Below are 14,511 nucleotides of genomic sequence, written 5' to 3'. Positions count from 1 at the left end.
TCACACATCCATCTCACCGTGCCGCCCCGTCCCCGAGGTGAATCGGGCTGCGCCTGTCATGGCCTCGGCCAGTAAGGCCTGGCCGTGGCGGAGTTCGGTGGCCATTGCGGTCTCTTCCGGGTGGCCCTCCTGTGCCAGCAGGGAAGCGCGGTCGCTGCGTAGGCATGCCTGTGGGAAGCGGGCGATGGCGGTGGCGAGGTTTTCGGCTTCTGTGCGGGACTCGCCGGGTGGGACCACCCGGTTGGCCAGGCCCATCTGCAGGGCCTCGGCGGCGCCGACCGGCCGGCCTGTCAGGACCATGTCCAGGGCCCGGCCGGTGCCGACGATCCGGGGCAGCCGTACCGTGCCGCCGTCGATCAGCGGGACGCCCCAGCGGCGGCAGAACACGCCGAAGACCGCGTCCTCCTCCGCGACCCGCAGGTCGCACCAGAGGGCCAGTTCCAGGCCGCCCGCCACCGCGTGTCCGCTGACCGCGGCGATCACCGGCTTGTCCAGCCGCATCCGGGTGGGGCCCATCGGGCCGTCGCCGTCCGCCGCGACCCGGTTGCCGCGCGCGGTGCCGACCGCCTTGAGGTCGGCGCCGGAGCAGAACGTGCCGCCCTCGCCCCACAGGACGGCGGCGTACGCGTCGTCGTCGGCGGCGAACTCGCGGAAGGCGGCGGCCAGCGCGTCGGCGGTCGCGCCGTCCACGGCGTTGCGTGCCTTGGGCCGGGAGAGGATGACGGTGAACACCGGGCCGGCGCGTTCGACGCGTACGGCGGGGGACGGGCCGGTCATCCGGCGACCTCCGCCGGGGACTTGACGCGTGCCCGCTCCAGGATCGCCGCCAGGTCGGCCGTGGCGGGCAGGGTTCCGAAGGCGTGCCCCCACTCCCCGTCGAGCCGCGAGGCGCAGAACGCGTCCGCGACCGCCGGGATGCTGTGCCGTACGAGCAGCGCCCCCTGGAGCGCGAGGGCCATCCGTTCGGCCAGCGACCGGGCGGCGCGCTGGGCCCGCTCCGGGTCGTCCAGTGTGCCGAGCGTCTTGCGGATGCCGGTGACGGCGGCGTCCAGCCGCCGGTCGGTGCCGGCGGCCGCGTCGACCTCGGCGAAGTACGCGTCCAGCGCGGCCGGTTCCTTGGCGAGGGCGCGCAGCACGTCCAGCGCGGCGACGTTGCCCGAGCCCTCCCAGATGGACAGCAGGGGTGCCTCGCGGTAGAGGCGCGGCATGCCCGACTCCTCCACGTAGCCGTTGCCGCCCAGGCATTCCAGGGCCTCCGCCGCGTGCGCGCTGCCCCGCTTGCACACCCAGTACTTGCCGACGGCCAGCCCCAGCCGGCGCAGCGCGGCCTCGCCCGCGTCGCCGGCCTGCGCCCCGTCCACGGCGGTCGCCAGCCGCATCGCCAGCGTCGTCGCCGCCTCCGACTCGATCGCGAGGTCCGCCAGTACCGCCTGCATGAGCGGCTGTCCGGACAGCGCGCGGTCGAACGCGCGGCGGTGCGTGGTGTGGTGCAGCGCCTGCCGCAGGCCGGCGCGCATCCCGGCGGCCGAGCCGATCACGCAGTCCAGCCGCGTCATGTTCACCATTTCGACGATGGTCCGCACGCCGCGCCCCGGCTCCCCGACCGGCCAGGCCACCGCCTCGTCGTACTCGATCTCGGAAGAGGCGTTGGAGCGGTTGCCCAGCTTGTCCTTCAGGCGCATCAGCCGCATGCCGTTGCGGGTGCCGTCGGGCAGCACGCGCGGCAGCAGGAAGCAGCCCAGCCCCTCCGCCGTCTGCGCGAGCACCAGGAAGACGTCGCTCATCGGCGCGGAGGTGAACCACTTGTGACCGGTGATGCGGTATGTGCCGTCGCCGGCCGGCACCGCCCGGGTGGTGTTGGCCCGGACGTCGGAGCCGCCCTGCTTCTCCGTCATCGACATGCCCGCGATCAGGCCGGTTTTGCCGAGTGGCGGCCGCAGTCCGTAGTCGTACGAGCGGGCTGTCAGCAGGGGCTCGTACTGTTCCGCAAGGGCCGGTTCGGCGCGCAGGGCGGGGACGGCGGCGTACGTCATGGAGACCGGGCAGCCGTGCCCCGGCTCGGCCTGCGACCAGACGTGGAACTTCGCCGCGCGCACGAGGTGGGCGCCGGGGCGGGGGTCGGCCCACGGCGCGGCGTGCAGGCCGTGCTCCACCGCCACGGTCATCAGCTGGTGCCAGGCGGGGTGGAACTCCACCTCGTCGATCCGGTGGCCGAAGCGGTCGTGGGTGTGCAGCCGGGGCGGCTGCTCCTCGGCCATCCGGGACTGCTCCTGGACCGCTTCCGTACCGGCGAGCGCGCCCAGTTCCAGCACCTCGGGCGCGCCCCAGCCGGCGTCCGCGCGGTGCAGCGCCGCGAGCAGGGCGGGGTCGTCCGCCGCGCTGAACCCGGTCAGCGGCGGAGCCTGGTTCAGGACTTCGTGGGTGACGGTCATACCGTGGACGTTACAGATTTCGGATGGGTGGCGGAAGAGTGTAATAGCGCGGAGAGCGCGGTGGCGGGGCGTGGTTAGGATTTCGGGCGATGGACCACGACATCCGCGACGCCTCCGTACGCGACGATTTCGGGCACCTCGGCCTCCCGCCGCTCACCGCCCGTTCCGTCGTGCTCAGCACCCTGCTCGGGCACCACCCGCCCCGCCTCCCGGCGCGCGCCCTGGTGCGCGTCGGCGAGCTGTTCGGCACCGCCGAGGGCACCGTCCGCGTCGCCCTCTCCCGGATGGTCGCCGCGGGGGACCTCCAGCAGCAGGAGGGCGCGTACGGGCTGACCGCGCGGCTGCTGGAACGCCAGGCGCGGCAGGACGAAAGCCGCTCACCCCGCACCCGTGCCTGGGACGGCGGCTGGGAGATCGCCGTGGTCACCGCCGAAGCGCGCCCGGCCGCCGAGCGCACGGCACTGCGCCAGGCCATGACGGAACTGCGGATGGCCGAACTGCGCGAAGGCACGTGGCTGCGCCCCGCCAACCTCCAGCGGACCCGCCCGGCCGTGGTCGGCCGGCAGTGCACCCTGCTCACCGGCGCCCCGGACGGCGACCCGGCGGCGCTGGCACGCGGGCTGTGGGACCTGGACGGCTGGGCGGCGCGGGCCCGCGCGCTGCTCGCGGCGCTGTCCCGCGCCGGTTCGCCCGCCGGACGCTTCACGGTCTCGGCCGCGGTGCTGCGCCACCTCCTCGCGGACCCGCTGCTGCCGGACGCCCTGCTGCCCGCCGGCTGGCCGGGCGCGGAACTGCGGCGCCGCTACGACGCGTTCGAGGCCGAACTACGTGACGTACTGCGCCAGTACGTCACGAACTGAATGCCGCCAGGGGTTCCAGGAGAGCCGGCGGCTCCCCGGAGGATCAGCGGCCCTCGAAGAGGAAGTCCAGGAACAGGGTGGCCGACAGGAGGGCCGCGCTGCCGCCCGCCGTGAGGCCGTTACGGGTCAGCCGCGCGTCCAGCCGGGCGAACGCCTTGCGCCCGCGCGCGGTGCCGTAGCCGCCCGAGGACAGCACGTCGCGCGCGTCCATCTGCACCGACAACAGCCCCTGCGAACCGCCGCGTTGCAGCAGCGTGGTGTCATCGACCGTGGACAGCAGCGCGAGCAGCGCGTCCATCCGGGCCGTCACCTCGGAGGCGCCGGCGGCGCGGGACTGGCGCAGCGCGGGGAGGGCCACGCCCAGCACGTTCGGGAAGCCGGAGCGGGCCTGGCCGACGGCGCCGGGCACGCCGTAGTACTGCCGGGCCCGGCCGCCGGGCGACCGGCTGGCCGCGGGGGCGCCGCCGTCCGGCAGGCGCGCCAGGGCGGCCGCCGCCTCGCAGGTCTCCACGTCGGAGCGGCAGTTCGTCGCGGCGGCACCGGCCACCAGCAGTCCCACGGACCACAGGGCGCCTCGCTTGCCCGGCGCGCCCGCGCCGGCCTGGAGGGCGCGCTGCTCACCCGCCCGGCCGAGGCGGCCGAGCTGTTCGCGCAGCCGCCGGTCCAGCGGCCGGCCCATCGCCGCCTCGGCCATCGAGGCGAAGGGCGCGTGCAGCAGCTCGGCGGCGTGCAGCGCGAGGGGGTCCGGCTTCGGTGCCAGGACCGTCTGCGCCGTACAGGCGGCGACGGCCAGGTCGGCGAGCCGCAGGGGCAGCGGACGGTCGGGGGAGGGGTGCGGGACCGTGTGCAGGACGGGGCGTTCGTGGAGCGGCGGCGCGTCGTCGCGCGCGGCCCCGGACCGGCGCCATTTCATGATCGACCGACCGCGGGCCGCAGAACGGGCGGAGAAAGTAGGAGTACTCATCGGGCCGCGCTCCCCTCGTGTTACGGCATGCCCTCCCCATCCCTTCCAAAGAGTACGGCTTCGCATGCAAGTCCGATGCTCCGCCCCCTGGTATGTCCGGACTCCGCCCCCGCATCGGGCGTCCGGCGCGCCGCGGCGCCGGTCCCGGGGACCGCGGGTGCCCTTGGCGCTTCCTCCAACCGGGCTCGCACCTGCCAGGCGCTTTCCACAGGGTTAATTGCAGATGAGACGACATCTGCCATACGGTGCCGCACATGCAGTCCTACACGATCGGCCAGGCGGCGCGCCTGCTCGGCGTCAGCCCCGACACGGCCCGCCGCTGGGCCGACGCCGGACGGGTCCCCACCCACCGGGACGAGACCGGCCGCCGGCTGATCGACGGCCGCGACCTGGCCGCCTTCTCCACCGAACTCGCCAAGAACGGCAGTACGGAGGAGGACACCTCCCACACCTCGGTCCGCAACGCCTTCTCCGGCATCGTCACGGCCATCAAGCTGGGCGACGTCGCGGCGCAGGTGGAGATCCAGGCCGGGCCGCACCGCCTGGTCTCCCTCCTCACCCGGGAAGCGGTCGAGGAACTCGGACTGGAGGTCGGCGTGCGGGCCACCGCCCGCGTGAAGTCGACCAACGTCCACATCGACCGCGTCTGACGCGCGCCGCGTCCCCGCGCCCCGCGAGCCCAAGGAGCCGATCCCGATGTCCCGCACCCTTGTCGCCGGCCGGCGACGCGCCACCGCCGCGGCGCTGACCGCGGTCGTCCTCGTCCCGCTCGCCGCCGCCTGCGATGACGGCGGTGACTCCGCCGGGGACCGCACCACCACCGTCAAGGTTCTCGCCGCCGCCTCGCTGACCAACGTGTTCGCCAAGGCCGCCGACGCGTACCACAAGGAACACCCCGGCATCACGGTCAAGTTCTCCTTCGCGGGCTCGCAGCAGCTCGCGGCCCAGGTCAACCAGGACTTCCCGGCCGACGCGCTGGTCACGGCGGACACCAAGACGATGGACGGCCTGAACGGCAAGACCGGTACGCCGCGGACCATCGCCAAGAACCGCCTGGTGATCGCCACCGCCGACGGCAACCCGAAGCATGTCAAAGGCCTGGCGGACCTGGCGGCGGAGAAGAAGCTCAAGGTCGTGCTCGCCGCGCCCGCCGTGCCCGTCGGCCGCTACAGCAAGAAGGTCCTGGACCGGCAGGGCGTCACGGTGCAGCCGGTCTCCCAGGAGCAGGACGTCCGCGGCGTGCTGAGCAAGGTCGAGCTGGGCGAGGCGGACGCGGGCATCGTCTACGCCACCGACGCGATGACCGCGCCGGACAAGGTGGACGCCGTACAGATCCCGGACGACCAGAACGCCATCGCCGAGTACCCGGCCGCCACGCTCAAGGTCTCCCGGCACGCCGAGGAGGCCGACGCGTTCGTGAAGTGGCTCGGCGGCGCGCAGGCGCAGAAGATCCTGCGCGACGCGGGCTTCCAGAAGCCGTGAGCCGGAAGGCCGCCCCGGGGCTGCGGGCCCCGCTGGCCCTGGCCCTGCCCGCCGTTCTGGCGGTGGCGTTCCTGCTGGTGCCCATGGCGGGCATCCTCACGCGCACCCCGTGGAACGACCTCGGCACCCACCTGACCTCCCCGGACGTCACCGAGGCGCTGCGCGTCTCCCTGGTCGTGTCCTTCTGGGCGCTGGGCCTGTCCCTGCTGCTCGGCGTGCCGCTGGCCTGGCTGCTGGCGCGCGTCGACTTCCCCGGCAAGGCCCTGGTGCGCTCCCTCGTCCTGCTGCCCATGGTGCTGCCGCCGACCGTCGGCGGCGTGGCGCTGCTCCTCGGCTTCGGGCGGCGCGGCCTGCTGGGCGAGTGGCTGGCGGACACGTTCGGCGTACAGCTGCCGTTCCACACCGCGGGCGCGGTGGTCGCCGCGACCTTCGTGTCGATGCCCTTCCTGGTCATCAGCCTCGAAGGCGCACTCGCCGCCCTCCACGCGCGGTACGAGGAGACGGCCGCCTCGCTCGGCGCCGCGCCGTTCCGGGTCTTCCGTACGGTCACGCTGCCCATGATCGCCCCAGGGCTCGCCGCCGGTGCCGCGCTGACCTGGGCGCGGGCGCTCGGCGAGTTCGGCGCGACGATCACCTTCGCGGGCAACCTGCCCGGCGTCACCCAGACCCTGCCCCTCCAGGTCTACCTGCTCCTCCAGGACAGCCCCGAGGCCGCCACCTCCGTCTCCCTCCTGCTGCTCGTCATCGCGACGGCCGTCCTCGTCGCGCTGCGCGGCAGATGGGCGGGCGGGGGCGGCACGGTGCGGGGGCGCACGAGCGGCGCGGCGACGCGTACGGACGCGGACGGCGACGCGACGGCGGATGCCGGCGGCAGCCGGCCGGGCCCGGTGCCCGCCGCATCCGCAGCCCACGGCACGCCCGTGTCCCACACCCCGCCCGGCGCCGCCACCGCGTCCACCGAAGGCGCCGCCGGGGAGCCCGCCGGCCCCGGTGGCCCCGAAGACGGCCTCCGTACCGGGCGTTGGCCGCTGCACGCCGACGTCACGGGATTCAACCGGCTCACCCTCGACGCCGCCCCAGGCACCACCATCGCCGTCGTTGGCCCCAACGGCGCGGGCAAGACCACCCTGTTGCGTGCCCTGCTCGGGCTCACCCCGCGGGCGCACGCCGTGCTGACCCTCGGCGAGCGCGACGTCACCGCGCTGCCGCCGCACCGCCGCGGCGTCGCCTGGGTGCCGCAGGACGGTGCGCTCTTCCCCCACCTGACGGCCCTGAACAACACGGCGTACGGGCTGCGCGCCCACGGCACCGGCCGCGCGGAGGCGCGCCGCGAGGCCCAGCGGTGGCTGGACCGGCTCGGCGTCGGCCACCTCGCGCACCGCCGCCCCGCCCAGCTCTCCGGCGGCCAGGCCGGGCGGGTCGCGCTGGCCCGCGCGCTGGCCGCCCGGCCGCGCCTGCTGCTGCTCGACGAGCCGCTCGCCGCCCTCGACCAGAGCACCCGCGCGCACGTCCGGCACACGCTGCGCCGCCACCTGGCCGGGTTCGGCGGCGTCTGCCTGATGGTCACTCACGACCCGGTCGAAGCCGTCTCGCTGGCCGACCGCGTCCTGGTCCTGGAGGAGGGGCGCACCCTCCAGGACGCGGCCCCCGCCGAGGTCGCCCGGCACCCGCGCTCGCCGTGGGTGGCCCGGATGCTCGGCCGCAACGCCTGGCCCGGCACGGCCACCGGCGACGGCCTGCGGCTGGCGGGCGCCGGGCGGCTGGTGGCCGCCGACCCGCTGCCCGAGGGCTCCGGCGCGCTGGCGATCATCGGCCCGGAAGCGGTCTCCGTGCACCGCGCGCGCCCCTCCGGCAGCCCCCGCAACGTGTGGCCGGGACGGGTCAGGGAGATCACCGCGCTCGGCGGCCGGCTGCGGGTGCTGGTCGGCTCGCCGGAGGTCCCCGACCTGGTGGGCGAGATCACGCCGCAGGCCGCAGCGGAACTGGGCCTGGCCGAGGACACCGAGGTCTGGGTGAGCGTCAAGGCGACCGAGGTCACGCTCGTACCCGTGTGAGCGCGCGGCGCGCGGCGCCGGTCCCGGCCGTGGCGCGAACCCGCCGTACCGACGGCCGCGTTGCGCCGCCCGAGGGGGTACGTGCGCGGTGCGTGCGGACCCCCGCCGCGCGTGCCCCGGGCCCCCGGATGCGCTCCGATGGCACCCCCGGCTCGGACAAGCGATCGATACGCCCGGGCAGGTGATGCGCTCCGCACCGCGGGGTGCGCCCCTACCCGGCAGAGGGGGGCGCCATGCGGAGCCCTGTGCCCCCGCTCCGGCGGTGCGGGGGCAGGCCGCCGGACGAGGGCGCTCCCACGCGCTCTGCCGGTGCCGTCCGCGGCCGTGGTTGTCTTTCACTCGTCGAATTCATGACGGCTCGCGAAAAGCACGGCACACACCCGGTGAAAACGCGGAGAACGCCCCGCGTGAATACCGGGAAGGCAGTGCTCCGGGACGGCGTCATGTTTCCCCATAGCCGCAGGGAAACCGCGCGGTGAGCGACGGGAGCAAGTCGATGGCATTTCCTCAGGGATCGGAAACGAGCGGACGCAACGACGTCCGGGGGCGTGGGGCCCGAGGGGCGACGGCGGCAGCGGTGCTGCTGGCGGCCGGCGCGATGAACATGGCGGCCGAGGGGCCGGCCGAGGCCCGCAGCGGTGCCACGTGGGACCGCCTGGCCCAGTGCGAGAGCGGCGGCAACTGGCGGGCCGACACGGGGAACGGGTTCTCGGGCGGGCTGCAGTTCGCCCACTCCACCTGGCGCTCCTTCGGGGGCGGCAGGTACGCGTCCCGGGCGTCCCGGGCCTCGCGGGCCCAGCAGATCCGGGTGGCGGAGCGGGTGCTGGCGCGCCAGGGCTGGGGCGCCTGGCCGGCCTGCTCGGCCCGGCTGGGCCTGCGCTCGTCCGGCGCGCGGCACAGCGCGCCGCAGACCACCGTCCCGCGGCAGCGGTCCGCGCCGCGCTCCGGCTCGCCGGCCCGCACGAACGGCACCGGACGGGTCCGCGCGCCGCAGCACCGGCACCAGCAGTACGGCAAGGAGTACAAGTCCCGGACGCACCGGAATTCCGGCGGTAATATCGTCGTCAATCCGGGGGACACGCTGAGCGGTATCGCGTACGCGCACGGCTGCGGCTGGAAGGAATTCTACCGCCTCAACCACCGGGTGATCGGTGCGAACCCGAACCTCATCTATCCGGGAATGCGCCTGTCCGCACCGTAGACCGGCACCGCCCGGAACGACGGGAGCGCGGCACGCGTTACCTTCCCACCCTCCCGGGAATTCGGCGGGCACGAATTCCCCGAGCGGCGGCCCGGCTGGGGGCGGGCGGGCCGCCGCGGGACGCGGTGGGCACCGGCAGGCCGTCCGTCGGCGCCACGGACGGCCTGCACAGACCGGCCCGGCTCACCGGGCCGGACGCCGCCGCCGTACCTCGTAGGCGGCCAGGATCACGCCCACCGTGAGCAGGCTCAGCCAGAACTGGGCCCGGCTGTCCGGCAGGAGGGCCATCGCCGCGATCACCGCCGCCATCAGTGTGACGGTGGCCCGGCTCAGCCACGGGAACAGCCACATCCGCAGCGTCAGCCGCCGCGGATCCTCGCGCTCCAGCTTGCGGCGCAGGCGGAGCTGGGCGACCGCGATCGCCAGGTAGACGAACAGGGCGACGGCACCGTAGGAGTTGACCAGGAAGCGGAAGACGACGTCGGGCGAGGCCCACGCCGCGATCACCGACAGATAGCCGGCGGACGTCCCGGCCAGCAGCGCCCGGCGCGGCACCCCGCCACGGCTGAGCTTGGTGAGGCCGCGCGGCGCGTCCCCGTTGCGGGTCAGCGCGAACAGCATCCGCGACGAGGTGTAGAGCGCGGAGTTGAGGCAGGAGAGCACGGCGATCAGGACGACGGCGTTCATGACCGTACCGGCGGCGGGTACGTCCAGCCGGTCCAGTACCGCCGCGTACGGGCTGACCTCCACGGCCCGCGACGTCCACGGCACGACCGCCACGACGACGAGGACCGACAGCACGTAGAAGCCCACCACGCGCAGCACGATGGAGCGGATCGCCGCCGCCACGGCGCGCTCCGGCTCCACCGACTCGGCCGCCGCGATGGTCACGATCTCCGCGCCGGTGAAGAAGCCGACGCACGGCACGACCGCCGCGAGGACCGCGCCGACGCCTTCGGGCGCGAAGCCGCCGGAGTCGGTGAGGAGTGCCAGGCCGCCGTGGGCCCGCGGCCACAGCCCGGACACGTACAGCGCGCCCAGGAAGAGGAACACCACGATCGCGATGACCTTGACCGACGAGAACCAGTACTCGAACTCGCCGAAGGAGCGGGCCGAGACCAGGTTGGTCGCGGTCAGCAGCGCCATCAGCGCCAGGCTGACGGCCCACAGCGGCACGCCGGGCAGCCACAGCCGGACGATCCGGCCGCCCGCCACCGCCTCGACGGCGACCACGATCACGAAGAAGTACCAGTACAGCCAGCCGACCGTGAAGCCGGCGCGGTGCCCCAGGGTCTCGCGTACATGGGCGTAGAACGAGCCGAGGGCCGGCCGGGCCACCGTCATCTCGGCCAGCATCCGCATGACCAGGACGGTGAGGAGACCGGCCGCGAGGAACGACAGCACGGCGGCCGGCCCGGTGGCCCGGATGACCACACCACTGCCCACGAAGAGGCCCGCGCCGATGACCCCGCCCAGCGCGATCAGGCTCATGTGGCGCCGCTGGAGGCCCTTGCGCAGTTCCCCGCCGGCCTGTCCGCCGTCCGGTGCGGTGGCCGCTGCCGTCCCGCGTGATGTTCCCGTACTCATGCGGGCCGACGCTATCGGCGCAACCCTGCGGGGCTGTTGCCGCAGTGTTTCGGCTGCCGAGGCGCGGGCCCGCGGCGTCAGAGCGGCAGCACGCAGACCGGTACGGGCGCGGCGAACGGCTCGCCCAGCCGCCGCAGCCCGCCCCGCACGGCGTCCACCGAGAACACCGTCACCGACCCCGACTTCTGGTGCGCCGCGAAGAGCAGCCGTCCGTCCGGTGAGAAGGCCGTGTGCCGGGGGAAGTCGCCGCCCGACGGCACCGTGTCCAGCAGCCGCAGGCGGGCGCCCGCCGCTTCGACCGCGTACCGCGTCAGGCTGTTGTGGCCGCGGTTGGCGAGGTAGGCGAAGGCGCCGTCGCCGGTCACCAGGAATTGCGCCGGATAGCTCGTGCCGGGCCCGGTTCCGGTGGGCTGCGGCGCGCCCGGTGTGAGCCGGCCGGTCCGCCGGTCGTACGCGCAGACCACGACCGTGTTGTCCACCTCGTTGGCCAGGTACGCGTAGCGGCCCGACGGGTGGAACGTGAGGTGCCGCGGGCCCGCCCCTGCCCGCAGCCGCGCGTACGAGACCAGGGCGAGCGTCCCCGCTGCGGTGTCCAGGCGGTAGGTGTAGACGGTGTCGTTGCCCAGGTCGACGGCGAGGACGTGCCGGCCGTCCGGACTGGCGGCGATCTGGTGCGCGTGAGGCCCGTCCTGCCCGGGCCCGGGCGGCGGATCGGAGTGCGCGACCACGTCCGTGCGCTCGCCGAGCGCGCCGTCCGGGCCGATGGGGTGCACGGCGACACTGCCGGACAGGTAGTTGGCGCTGAGCAGCCAGCGCCCGCCGGGGTGTACGGACAGGTGGCACGGCCCGGCGCCGCCGGTGGAGCGGCTGCCCAGGACGCGGTGGCGGCCGTCGCCGCGCAGGGCGATGGCGGTCACCGCGCCCTGCCGCTGCTCGTTGACCGTGTACAGCGTCCGGCCGCAGGGGCCGAGGGCCAGGTAGGAGGGGTCGGCGACCCCGCCGATGACACCGGAGCCGGCGATCCGCCCGCTTCCGGCGTCGTACGTCCCCAGGCCCACGCCCGTTCCGCCGCCCGGGACGGAGGTGTACGTGCCCAGCAGCAGCGGCCGGCCGGCACGCGGCCGGGAGCGCGCCCGTGCGGGAGCCGCCGCGCCGCCGAGGCCGCCGATCGCGGTCAGCGTGGCCCCCGCCGCGGCCGTACGGAGGAAGCGGCGGCGGTCGGTGCCGGTCCGTGCCCTGCTGTCCATGCCACACCTCGGGGTCCGGAGATCGCGGATGTGGCAGCCAGGGTGGCCCGGCCCGGGCGCCACGACAAGAGGGGGCCGGGCATCCCGTACATCCCGGTGATGACCATGTCCCCCTCCCGTAGGACCCAAGGCATACGGGATGACCAATCCGTGGACTGATTCGCCGGGCCCCCGCCGGCTCGTAGCTTCGTGATCAAGCACATGCACGATCGGGAGGCCACGGATACATGTACGGCAAGGCATTCGCCCCGGAGTACCAAGGCGAGCTGGGCGCGTCGCTGAACGTGAACTCCTCGTACGAGGACGTGCTCGCCACGGCCCGCCGCGCGCGGCGGCAGGCGCGCACGGACCTGGAGCACGCACGGGCGGCGCTCGCCGTCGCCGAGGCCAACCGGCGGCTGGGGCGGGTGGCCGAGGCGCGGGACGCCTGGCACGACAGCTACCGCAGCGCCCGGTGCGCCGGCGACCTGGGCGCGATGTCCTGGGCCCTGTGGAGCGGCGGCACGCTCGCCCGGCAGTGCGGCGGCCTCGCGCTGGCCCGCAGGCTGCTCGCCTGGGCCGTCACCCTCGCCGACGAGGGCGGCGACCGCCTGGCGCACGGCTACTCCCTCGCCGGCCTCGCCGAGACCGGCCGCATACAGGGCGACTACGCGGCCGTCGCCGACCTGCACGAGCAGCTCCTCGAACAGGCACGGGCACACGGCGAGGCCCGCCACGTGGTGTGGGCGATGTCCGGCATCGCGCAGATGCACCGCAACACCGGCGGGTACGACAAGGCACTGGAACTGTTCGAGGAGGCCGCGCGGATCGCCGCAGACGGCGACGACGCGCGGGGCCGCGCCTGGTCGCTGCGCGGCATAGCCGACGTCCTGTCCGTACAGGGCGAAACGGAACGGGCTCTCGCCCTGCTCACCGAGGCCGAGACGATCTGCCGCACCATGGACCTGGCGAGCGCGCTCGCCTACAACCACAAGATGCGCGGCAACGTCCTGTTCCGGGCCGGCCGGTACACCGAGGCGTGCGAGGTGTACGCCGGCGCGCTCGGCGAGTTCGCGGAGATGCACGAGCCGCGCGGCACCGCACTCTCCCGGCTCGGCCTGGTCAAGTCCCGCTCCCGGCTGGGCGGCTCACAGGACGAGACGCTCGCCGAGCTGGACGTACTGGAACGCGACTTCGAGCGGATCGGGCTGCGGCACGCCCGCGACATGGTCATCGCGTTCCGCGCGGAACTGTTTTCGTCGGCGGCAGGAAGTCCCGCAGCTCCGTCCGGTGCCACCACGCACCGGTCTCCCGCAGTTCCCGCCAGGTCGTGAAGCGGTACTCGTAGAGCCGGGCCCGCACCAGCGCGGGCGGCGCGTCGGGGAACGGGTTGTGGCGCAGCAGCCGCAGCGTGTCGGTGTCGTTCTCCAGCAGCCGCTCCACGAGCGGCCCGAACCAGCTGCGCGCGTAGGCGGGGGAGAGGGCCGCGAACCACATCAGCCAATCGAGCCGGAGGTGGTACGGCGCGTACGGGCGCGGCAGGCGGCGCACGTCGCCCGGCTTGCCCTTGAACCCGTACTCCCGCCAGACCGCGTCCGGCGAGGCCACCGCCGAGTCCGTGCCCTCGATCACGATCTCCCGGCGTACCCGGGTGACGCTGCCGAAGGCCCCGTAGGAGTTGACCAGGTGCAGCGGGTCGAAGGAGGTGTTCATGAGCTGCTGCCGGGAGAGCAGGTTGCGGACCGGCCGGTAGCTCCGGTAGGCGACGAAGGCGGTGACGGCCGCGGTCAGCACCGCGAACCAGACGGGGACGCCGGGGAACCTGGCCGGCCGCGCGAGCCAGGGCACGTCCACGGCGGACAGGGCCAGGGCGATGGTCAGCCAGTTCAGCCAGGCGAAGTTGCCGGACAGCACGAGCCACAGCTGCGTCACGGCGATCCCCAGCGCCGCCCAGGTCGCCACCGGCTGCGGGGTGAACAGCAACACCGGCAGGACCAGTTGCGCGAAGTGGTTGGCGGCGGTCTCGACGCGGTGCAGCGGTCTGGGCAGCCGGTGGAAGAACCAGCTCAGCGGGCCCGGCATCGGCTGTGTCTCGTGGTGGTAGTAGAGGCAGGTCAGATCGCGCCAGCAGCGGTCGCCCCGCATCTTGATCAGTCCGGCCCCGAATTCCACCCGGAACAGCAGCCAGCGCAGCAGCCACATCACGAGCACCGGCGGCGCCGTGTCGTCGTTGCCGAGGAAGACGGCCAGAAAGCCGGTCTCCAGCAGTAGCGACTCCCAGCCGAAGCCGTACCACGTCTGGCCGACGTTGACGATCGAGAGGTACATCCCCCACAGCACCGCCCACATCGCCATCGCGGCGCCCAGCGGCACCGCGTCCGCGGCGCCCGCCGCCACGGCGGCGGCGAGCAGGGCACCGCCCCAGGACCAGAGCGCGAAGAACCGGTCCGAATAGCGCCACTGGAAGACCGAGGGCGCCTTGCGGAACGGCACCCGGCGCACGAATTCCGGCACCGGCAGCATTCCGCGCTCGCCCATCAGCGCCCGGAACTGCCGCGCCGCCGCCACGAACGCCACCAGGTACAGCACGGCCAGCATCCGCTGGAACACCAGCCGGCCCAGCCAGTCGCCGCTCTCCGTGAACCAGTCCACGGGTCTATCCCTAGCACCGCGGGGCCCTCTTGCCCGACCGGCACGCGGCACGC

The 14,511-nt window shown here is 74.4% G+C and carries 12 protein-coding genes; 6 read left to right on the top strand and 6 right to left on the bottom strand.

What is annotated here, in order from left to right:
• Together ACH4K4_RS01835 and ACH4K4_RS01830 are read right to left on the bottom strand one after the other, a co-directional pair.
• The gene (locus ACH4K4_RS01835; RefSeq protein ID WP_398164045.1) at positions 1-777 is read right to left on the bottom strand and encodes a crotonase/enoyl-CoA hydratase family protein; all 777 of its coding nucleotides are present in this window, start codon (positions 775-777) and stop codon (positions 1-3) included.
• Positions 774-2,432: an acyl-CoA dehydrogenase family protein gene (locus ACH4K4_RS01830; RefSeq protein ID WP_398164044.1), complete on the bottom strand. Its 1,659-nt coding sequence runs from the start codon at positions 2,430-2,432 to the stop codon at positions 774-776. Before ACH4K4_RS01830 ends, ACH4K4_RS01835 begins: the two co-directional genes overlap by 4 nt.
• Positions 2,433-2,521: 89 nt before the next feature.
• Between ACH4K4_RS01830 and ACH4K4_RS01825 the strand changes: the two genes are divergently transcribed.
• Entirely contained in the window at positions 2,522-3,292 is a 771-nt protein-coding gene (locus ACH4K4_RS01825) for a PaaX family transcriptional regulator C-terminal domain-containing protein (RefSeq protein ID WP_398164043.1), read from the top strand.
• A gap of 43 nt (positions 3,293-3,335) precedes the next feature.
• Here the strand turns inward: ACH4K4_RS01825 and ACH4K4_RS01820 are convergent, their stop codons facing one another.
• Positions 3,336-4,256, bottom strand: coding sequence for a triphosphoribosyl-dephospho-CoA synthase (locus ACH4K4_RS01820; RefSeq protein ID WP_398164042.1), 921 nt, complete (start codon positions 4,254-4,256; stop codon positions 3,336-3,338).
• A 254-nt stretch (positions 4,257-4,510) separates the two neighbouring features.
• Here ACH4K4_RS01820 and ACH4K4_RS01815 point away from each other — a divergent pair, with 254 nt between their 5' ends.
• The 4 genes from ACH4K4_RS01815 to ACH4K4_RS01800 all read left to right on the top strand — a co-directional run bounded on the left by ACH4K4_RS01815 (position 4,511) and on the right by ACH4K4_RS01800 (position 8,993).
• The gene (locus tag ACH4K4_RS01815; RefSeq protein ID WP_398164041.1) at positions 4,511-4,906 is read left to right on the top strand and encodes a molybdopterin-binding protein; all 396 of its coding nucleotides are present in this window, start codon (positions 4,511-4,513) and stop codon (positions 4,904-4,906) included.
• 46 nt (positions 4,907-4,952) lie between these two features.
• Positions 4,953-5,738, top strand: a complete 786-nt coding sequence (gene modA, locus ACH4K4_RS01810; protein WP_398164039.1) for a molybdate ABC transporter substrate-binding protein — start codon at positions 4,953-4,955, stop codon at positions 5,736-5,738.
• Complete coding sequence (locus tag ACH4K4_RS01805; RefSeq protein WP_398164038.1) at positions 5,735-7,792, top strand: ABC transporter permease; 2,058 nt, start codon at positions 5,735-5,737, stop codon at positions 7,790-7,792. The genes modA and ACH4K4_RS01805 overlap by 4 nt, the downstream gene beginning before the upstream one ends.
• Positions 7,793-8,288: 496 nt before the next feature.
• On the top strand, positions 8,289-8,993 hold the full coding sequence (locus tag ACH4K4_RS01800; RefSeq protein ID WP_398164037.1) for a transglycosylase family protein: 705 nt from the start codon (positions 8,289-8,291) through the stop codon (positions 8,991-8,993).
• Between the two features lie 183 nt (positions 8,994-9,176).
• Here ACH4K4_RS01800 and ACH4K4_RS01795 read toward each other — a convergent pair whose 3' ends face one another.
• On the bottom strand, positions 9,177-10,580 hold the full coding sequence (locus ACH4K4_RS01795) for an amino acid permease (protein WP_398164036.1): 1,404 nt from the start codon (positions 10,578-10,580) through the stop codon (positions 9,177-9,179).
• A 77-nt stretch (positions 10,581-10,657) separates the two neighbouring features.
• Positions 10,658-11,827, bottom strand: coding sequence for a lactonase family protein (locus ACH4K4_RS01790; RefSeq protein WP_398164035.1), 1,170 nt, complete (start codon positions 11,825-11,827; stop codon positions 10,658-10,660).
• A 227-nt stretch (positions 11,828-12,054) separates the two neighbouring features.
• Between ACH4K4_RS01790 and ACH4K4_RS01785 the strand changes: the two genes are divergently transcribed.
• Positions 12,055-13,140 (top strand): tetratricopeptide repeat protein, encoded by a 1,086-nt coding sequence (locus tag ACH4K4_RS01785; RefSeq protein ID WP_398164034.1) that lies wholly within the window; start codon positions 12,055-12,057, stop codon positions 13,138-13,140.
• Here the strand turns inward: ACH4K4_RS01785 and ACH4K4_RS01780 are convergent.
• Entirely contained in the window at positions 13,037-14,458 is a 1,422-nt protein-coding gene (locus ACH4K4_RS01780; RefSeq protein ID WP_398164033.1) for a lipase maturation factor family protein, read from the bottom strand. The two genes, ACH4K4_RS01785 and ACH4K4_RS01780, sit on opposite strands and share 104 nt — an antisense overlap.
• Between the last annotated feature and the right edge of the window lie 53 nt (positions 14,459-14,511).

The organism is Streptomyces sp. NPDC017529 (assembly GCF_044329785.1).
Lineage (GTDB): Bacteria > Actinomycetota > Actinomycetes > Streptomycetales > Streptomycetaceae > Streptomyces.
The sequence above is the reverse complement of the archived record's forward strand: the minus strand, read 5'-3'. Positions and strand labels throughout refer to the sequence as shown.

Coding starts and splice junctions, on each gene's coding strand:
- ACH4K4_RS01835 (WP_398164045.1), bottom strand. CDS start 777: ATGACCGGCCCGTCCCCCGCCGTACGCGTCGAACGCGCCGGCCCGGTG.
- ACH4K4_RS01830 (WP_398164044.1), bottom strand. CDS start 2,432: ATGACCGTCACCCACGAAGTCCTGAACCAGGCTCCGCCGCTGACCGGG.
- ACH4K4_RS01825 (WP_398164043.1), top strand. CDS start 2,522: ATGGACCACGACATCCGCGACGCCTCCGTACGCGACGATTTCGGGCAC.
- ACH4K4_RS01820 (WP_398164042.1), bottom strand. CDS start 4,256: ATGAGTACTCCTACTTTCTCCGCCCGTTCTGCGGCCCGCGGTCGGTCG.
- ACH4K4_RS01815 (WP_398164041.1), top strand. CDS start 4,511: ATGCAGTCCTACACGATCGGCCAGGCGGCGCGCCTGCTCGGCGTCAGC.
- modA (WP_398164039.1), top strand. CDS start 4,953: ATGTCCCGCACCCTTGTCGCCGGCCGGCGACGCGCCACCGCCGCGGCG.
- ACH4K4_RS01800 (WP_398164037.1), top strand. CDS start 8,289: ATGGCATTTCCTCAGGGATCGGAAACGAGCGGACGCAACGACGTCCGG.
- ACH4K4_RS01795 (WP_398164036.1), bottom strand. CDS start 10,580: ATGAGTACGGGAACATCACGCGGGACGGCAGCGGCCACCGCACCGGAC.
- ACH4K4_RS01790 (WP_398164035.1), bottom strand. CDS start 11,827: ATGGACAGCAGGGCACGGACCGGCACCGACCGCCGCCGCTTCCTCCGT.
- ACH4K4_RS01785 (WP_398164034.1), top strand. CDS start 12,055: ATGTACGGCAAGGCATTCGCCCCGGAGTACCAAGGCGAGCTGGGCGCG.